At 68.7% G+C, this 5,917-nt stretch carries 7 protein-coding genes; 2 read left to right on the top strand and 5 right to left on the bottom strand.

Annotated elements, in window-relative coordinates; genetic code table 11:
* On the bottom strand, window positions 1-286 hold a 286-nt coding region (locus F3J10_RS36125; RefSeq protein WP_205200583.1), incomplete at its 3' end, for a hypothetical protein.
* Here F3J10_RS36125 and F3J10_RS33985 point away from each other — a divergent pair.
* Entirely contained in the window at window positions 285-956 is a 672-nt protein-coding gene (locus tag F3J10_RS33985) for a ParA family protein (protein ID WP_025102263.1), read from the top strand. The two genes, F3J10_RS36125 and F3J10_RS33985, sit on opposite strands and share 2 nt — an antisense overlap.
* Window positions 957-1,042: 86 nt before the next feature.
* On the opposite strand, the gene panD is transcribed toward F3J10_RS33985, so the two are convergent.
* The 4 genes from panD to F3J10_RS34005 all read right to left on the bottom strand — a co-directional run bounded on the left by panD (window position 1,043) and on the right by F3J10_RS34005 (window position 3,653).
* Window positions 1,043-1,429: an aspartate 1-decarboxylase gene (gene panD / locus F3J10_RS33990; protein WP_042625753.1), complete on the bottom strand. Its 387-nt coding sequence runs from the start codon at window positions 1,427-1,429 to the stop codon at window positions 1,043-1,045.
* 43 nt (window positions 1,430-1,472) lie between these two features.
* A complete protein-coding gene (gene panC, locus F3J10_RS33995; protein ID WP_167243908.1) occupies window positions 1,473-2,312 on the bottom strand; it encodes a pantoate--beta-alanine ligase in 840 nt (279 codons plus the stop codon).
* A 278-nt stretch (window positions 2,313-2,590) separates the two neighbouring features.
* Window positions 2,591-3,460, bottom strand: a complete 870-nt coding sequence (locus F3J10_RS34000; protein WP_166916295.1) for a ScpA family protein — start codon at window positions 3,458-3,460, stop codon at window positions 2,591-2,593.
* 4 nt (window positions 3,461-3,464) lie between these two features.
* Entirely contained in the window at window positions 3,465-3,653 is a 189-nt protein-coding gene (locus tag F3J10_RS34005) for a DUF3460 family protein (RefSeq protein ID WP_025096620.1), read from the bottom strand.
* A 320-nt stretch (window positions 3,654-3,973) separates the two neighbouring features.
* Here F3J10_RS34005 and F3J10_RS34010 point away from each other — a divergent pair, with 320 nt between their 5' ends.
* Complete coding sequence (locus F3J10_RS34010) at window positions 3,974-5,773, top strand: autotransporter assembly complex family protein (protein ID WP_205194436.1); 1,800 nt, start codon at window positions 3,974-3,976, stop codon at window positions 5,771-5,773.
* The last annotated feature ends 144 nt before the right edge of the window (window positions 5,774-5,917 follow it).

Below are 5,917 nucleotides of genomic sequence, written 5' to 3' on the forward strand. Positions count from 1 at the left end.
CGCCGGTTCCGGCTGCCACCGGCTCGGCGCCGTCGACGGCCGGAACCCGGCGCCAGGCCCGCTCCCGGCCATCGGCCGCGCCGCCCGGCCTGGTTTCCCTCGCCGACCGAGCCGTCCAGCCGGGCCCCACCCGAGCCGGCACGATGTGGCGATACCCGCCCATCCGGCCTTGATCGCGCCTGCCCCATTCCGGGGCGGGGCGTTTTGCCGATATCATCGCTCCCTGTATCCGCAACTTTCCGTGGCGCCGCCGACCGGCGCCGCGCGGCTTTCCGGGGGTGTACATGACGGTGATCGTGGTGGCAAATCCGAAGGGCGGCGTCGGCAAGAGCACGCTGTCCACCAATCTGGCCGGGTATTTCGCGGCGCAGGGCGCCTGGGTGGCGCTGGCCGACCTGGACCGGCAGCAGTCCTCGCACGGCTGGCTCGCGTTGCGGCCCGCCACGCTGCCGGTCATCGAGGCCTGGGCGCTCGACCCGGGCGCGCCGGCCAAGCCGCCGCGCGGCCTCGAATACGCGGTGATCGACACGCCGGCCGGGCTGCACGGCAACCGGCTCGACCTCGCGCTCGAGCTGGCCGACAAGGTGATCGTGCCGCTCCAGCCCTCGATGTTCGATATCCTCGCCACCCAGCAATTCCTCGAGCGGCTGGCCGCCGAGAAGGCGGTGCGCAAGGGCGCGGTGCAGGTCGGCATCGTCGGCATGCGCGTCGATGCGCGCACGCGCTCGGCCGAGCAGTTGCAGCGCTTCGTCGAGGGGCTCGAGCTGCCGGTGCTCGGCTACCTGCGCGACACCCAGAACTACGTGCAGGTGGCCGCGCACGGCCTGACCTTGTGGGATGTCGCCCGCAGCCGCGTCGAGAAGGATCTCGAGCAATGGCAGTCGATCGTCGACTGGGCGCAGGCCAGGCCGGGCAAGGCCGACAAGGCCGATAAAGCCGACAAGCCCGCCGACTGAGCCTTCGCCGGGGCATCAAAAACAAAACCCGCCGTTCTCGCGAACGGCGGGTTTTCCGTTGCCGGCGGCCGCGAACGGCGCGGCGCTCAGGTCCAGCTCTGGGTCGGCACGTGGTCGCGGCTGCCCTTCATCTTGTTGTGCTCGTCGACGAACACCAGGTCCGGCTTCCAGCCGGCCTTCAGGTCGGCCTCGTCGACCACCGCGAACGCGGCGATGATCACCAGGTCGCCGAGCTGCGCGCGCCGCGCCGCCGAGCCGTTCAGCGAGATCATGCCGCTGCCGCGCTCGCCCTTGATCGCGTAGGTCGAGAAACGCTCGCCGTTGTTGATGTTCCAGATGTCGATCCGCTCGTTCTCGACGATGTTCGAGGCTTCGAGCAGGTCCTCGTCGATCGCGCAGGAGCCTTCGTAGTGAAGCTCGCAGTGCGTGACCGTGGCGCGGTGGATCTTCGATTTCAGCATGTGGCGCTGCATGGTGTGTCCTGATGCGGTGAGGCGGAAGCGCGACGGCGGGCCGTCAGATTTCCAGGTTGTCGATGAGGCGCGTGGCGCCGAGCTTGGCGGCGGCCAGCACCACCAGCGGCTCGCCGCCCTCGAGCTGTTCGGCGCTCGGCGCGACCAGGTTGGCGCGGCGGCGGATCGCGATGTAGTCGGGCTGCCAGCCGCGCGCGGCCAGCGCCTCGCGGGTCGCGGCCTCGACCTTGGCCAGGTCGCGCTCGCCGCCCAGCACCGTCTCGCGCACGCGCTGCAGCGCGCGCGCCAGCTCGGGCGCCTCGGCGCGCTCGGCCTCGCTCAGGTAGCGGTTGCGCGAGGACAGCGCCAGGCCGTCGTCGTTGCGCACCGTTTCGGCGGCCACGATGTCCACCGGCAGCGCGAGCTGGTGGCACATGCGGCGCACGATCATCAGCTGCTGGTAATCCTTCTTGCCGAACACGGCCACCTTCGGCTGCACGCAGGCCATCAGCTTGGTGACCACGGTGCACACGCCGGTGAAGAAGCCGGGGCGGAACTCGCCCTCCAGGATGTCGCCCAGGTCGTGCGGCGGCTGCACGCGGTATTCCTGCGGCTCCGGGTACAGGTCGCGCTCGGTCGGCGCGAACAGCACGTAGACGTTTTCGCTCTGCAGCTTCTCGATGTCGTCCTGCAGCGTGCGCGGGTACTTGTCGAAATCCTCGTTCGGGCCGAACTGCAGCCGGTTCACGAAGATGCTCGCGACCACTGGGTCGCCATGCTGGCGCGCGAGCCGCATCAGCGACAGATGGCCTTCATGCAGGTTGCCCATCGTCGGCACGAAGGCCGTGCGGTTCTGGCCGCGCAACTGGTCGCGCAGCTCCTGGATCGTGCTGATGACTTTCATGGTCGGTAGAGCGGTTCCTCGCGCGCATCGCGCGTTGCCGCCGCGCGGGGCGCGGCCTCGTGGTCGGACGGTTCGCTGGCCCGCGAGCCGGGCAGGGCGCGAGCGTCGGCGATTGTAGAGGATTTGCGGCTGAAGCGCACCGATAAGCGCACGATCGTTCGCTTTTTATCCGGGCGAGGTCGCGCGAAGACGGGACAGACGGGGCCGTGCCGGCCCGTCTTCGAGGCGAAAAGGGGAAAGCCGCGTGAGGAAACAGCGCGAGGCCCGGCGCGCCCGCCTCAGGCCGGCAGGTAGGCCAGGCGCACGTAGATCGGCGCGAAGGGTTCGGGCTGGGTGATCTCGATCAGCGACTCGCGCGCCAGCTCGAGCATGGCGATGAAGTTGACCACCACCACCGGCACGCCGCGCGAGGTGTCGAACAGCTCGGCGAACTCCATGAAGCGCACGTTCTGCAACTGCCGCAGGATCAGGCTCATGTGCTCGCGCACCGACAGCTCCTCGCGCGAGATCCGGTGATGCTGGACCAGCTTGGCGCGCTTGAGCACGTCGGCCCAGGCCGCGCGCAGGTCTTCGGAATCGACGTCCGGGAAGCGCGGCGTGATGCTCTGCTCGATGTAGACCTCGGCGCGCAGGAAGTCGCGGCCGAGCTGCGGCAGTTGGTCGAGCCGCTGCGAGGCCAGCTTCATCTGCTCGTATTCGAGCAGGCGGCGCACCAGCTCGGCGCGCGGGTCCTCGGCTTCCTCGCCGGTGTCGGCCTTCTTGACCGGCAGCAGCATGCGCGACTTGATCTCGATGAGCATCGCCGCCATCAGCAGGTACTCGGCCGCCAACTCCAGGTTCGACTCGCGGATCTGGTCGACGTAGCCGAGGTACTGGGCGGTGACCTCGGCCATCGGGATGTCGAGCACGTTGAAGTTCTGCTTGCGGATCAGGTACAGCAGCAGGTCCAGCGGGCCCTCGAAGGTCTCCAGGAAGACCTCGAGCGCGTCGGGCGGGATGTAGAGATCCTGCGGCAGCTTGAACAGCGGTTCGCCGTACAGGCGCGCGAAGGCGGCGACGCCGTCCACCGTGTCGGGCGTCGAATCGGCGCCGGCACGCGCGGCGAGCGCGTCCTCGGGCGGGGCGGCGGCCTCGTCGGCGGCGCTCACGGGATCAGAAGTTCTGGTAGTAGACGTAGGAGTTCTGCTTGACGCGCGATTGCTGCTGCTCCGAACGCTCGTCGAGGTCGATCGGCTGCTTGTCCCACAGCAGGGCGCGGCCCTTGCGCTGCTCGTCTTCCAGCGCCGGCTTCTGTTGCTTGAGCTGGTTCAGAAATTGCGTGACGTCGGACGTGTACGACATGGTGGGGTTCCGTTCGAGACGGGCCGGTGCGCGCTTCGCGCCGCCGCCCGGGTTGGGGATGGCGGGATTTTACCGCATCGCGGGGAACAGCCGGCGTTCGCGCGCGTCGAATGCCCGCGGTGTGTATCTGCACGCGCGCTTTTGAAGATCTTTCAATGTTTGGCCTCTGTGGCGCCATGTCGCTGTGGTCAAATGTGGTTTTTTCATCCGATCAATTTCCGAGGGGGCGGTATTTGACAGGGCTGGCCATTCCACCCGATGCGCGTCGTGCCCGCCGCAAGGCGATCCCGGGCGCCGAGGCGATCGTTTCCAGCAAGGCGATGCCTGCCAGCCAGGCGAGTTCCGCCGGCCAGGCGCCGTCGCCGTCTTCCCGCTTCCCGTTGCTGCCGCGCCTGGTCCGCCTGACGCTGGGCGGCTGCCTGGCGGCCAGCTTCGCGCTGCCGGCCTGGGCCAAGTACAGCGTCGACATCGACGCGCCGCGCTCGGTGCGCAAGCTGCTCCAGCAGCACCTCGACGTCTCGCGCTTCGCCAAGCGCGACGACATCTCCGACGACCAGTTCGAGTTCCTGATTACCGCCACGCCCCAGCAGGTGCGCGACCTGACCGCCACCGAGGGTTATTTCTCGCCGGTGGTCTCGACCGACGTGCGCAACCGCGACGGCAAGCGTTCGGTGACGGTCAAGGTGGACCCGGGCCCGCAGACCGACGTGGCCGGCGTCGACCTGCAGTTCAAGGGCCCCGTCGGCACCGAGGACCCGAAGCAGGAAACCGCCGCGCGGCTGGCCTTCTCGCTGCACGAGGGCGACGCCTTCACGCAGTCGGGCTGGGACGGCGCCAAGAATGCCGCGCTCAAGCAACTGCAGTCCTATCGCTACCTGGGCGCGAAGATCGTCAGCTCGCAGGCGCGCATCGATCCGCGCACGCGCACCGCGAAGCTCGCGGTGAGCTTCGACAGCGGGCCGACCTTCACGATGGGCGCGCTCGACGTGTCGGGCGTGCGGCGTTATCCCGAGCGCATCGTCACCAACGTCAACCCGCTCGGGGTGGGCGAGATCTACGACGTGCAGCGCATCAACGAGCTGCAGCGCCAGTTGCAGAACACGCCCTACTACGCGAGCGTGGCGATCGACGTCAGCGACGACGCCAGCAAGCCCGAGGACACGCCGGTCCACGTGAAGGTCAGCGAGTATCCCTACAACAGCGTGCGCGGCGGGGTCGGCTACGCGACCGATACCGGGCCGCACATCCAGGGCTCCTATACCTATCTCGACACCTTCGGCGCGGCTTGGCCGCTGCAGGTGTCGGGGCGCATCGACCAGATCCAGCAATACGGGCAGGTCCAGTTGTCGATGCCGCCGAGCCCGCGCGGCTGGACCAACAGCGCGCTGGCCTCGTACACCAACACCAACGTGTCGGACGTGCGCATCTACAGCGCGCGCCTGGGCCTGCAGCGCACCAAGACCAGCCAGAACATCGACTATTCCTACTCGATCATGTTCTACCAGGACCGGCTCGACCAGAACGGCGCCGGCCCGACCACCAGCCGCGCGCTGGTGCCGCAATGGTCCTGGACGCGGCGCAACGTCGACGATCCGCTGTTCCCGCGCTCGGGCAACCTGATCCACGCCGAGGCCGGCTTCGCCGTGAAGGGCGTGCTGACCGACCAGAGCTTCGTGCGCGGTTACGCGCGCGGCCAGCAGTACATCCCGATCGGCAAGCGCGACCTGATCTTCTTCCGTGCCGAGCTGGGCGGCGTGTTCACCAGCGGCGGCTCGGCCGGCGTGCCGGCCTCGCTGCTGTTCCGCGCCGGCGGCTCGAACTCGGTGCGCGGCTACGGCTACCAGAGCATCGGCAACAGCGTGGACGGCTCGGTGCTGCCGACCAAGTACCTGATGACGGGCACCGCCGAATACCAGCACTGGTTCAACCACGACTGGGGCGCGGCCACCTTCTTCGACATCGGCACCGCCACCGATGCCTGGGGCGAGCGGGTGTTCTATCCGGGCGTCGGGTTCGGCGCGCGCTGGCGCAGCCCGGTCGGGCCGGTCAATGTCGACCTCGCCTATGGCCTGCGCAATCGCAGCGTGCGTCCCTACCTGACGCTCGGCATCGCATTCTGACGAGGGTTTTCCGGATTCCAGCATGACCAAGCACGATTCCCCGCCACCGCCGAACGACGCGCCGCCCTGGCCGCTCGAGCCTCAGTGCCCGCCTTCGGCCTGCCCGCGCTTCGCCTTGGCACGCCGCGACAGCATGTTCATCCC

Source organism: Burkholderia sp. Cy-637 (genome assembly GCF_011753175.1).
In the GTDB taxonomy this organism is placed as follows: domain Bacteria; phylum Pseudomonadota; class Gammaproteobacteria; order Burkholderiales; family Burkholderiaceae; genus Burkholderia; species Burkholderia gladioli.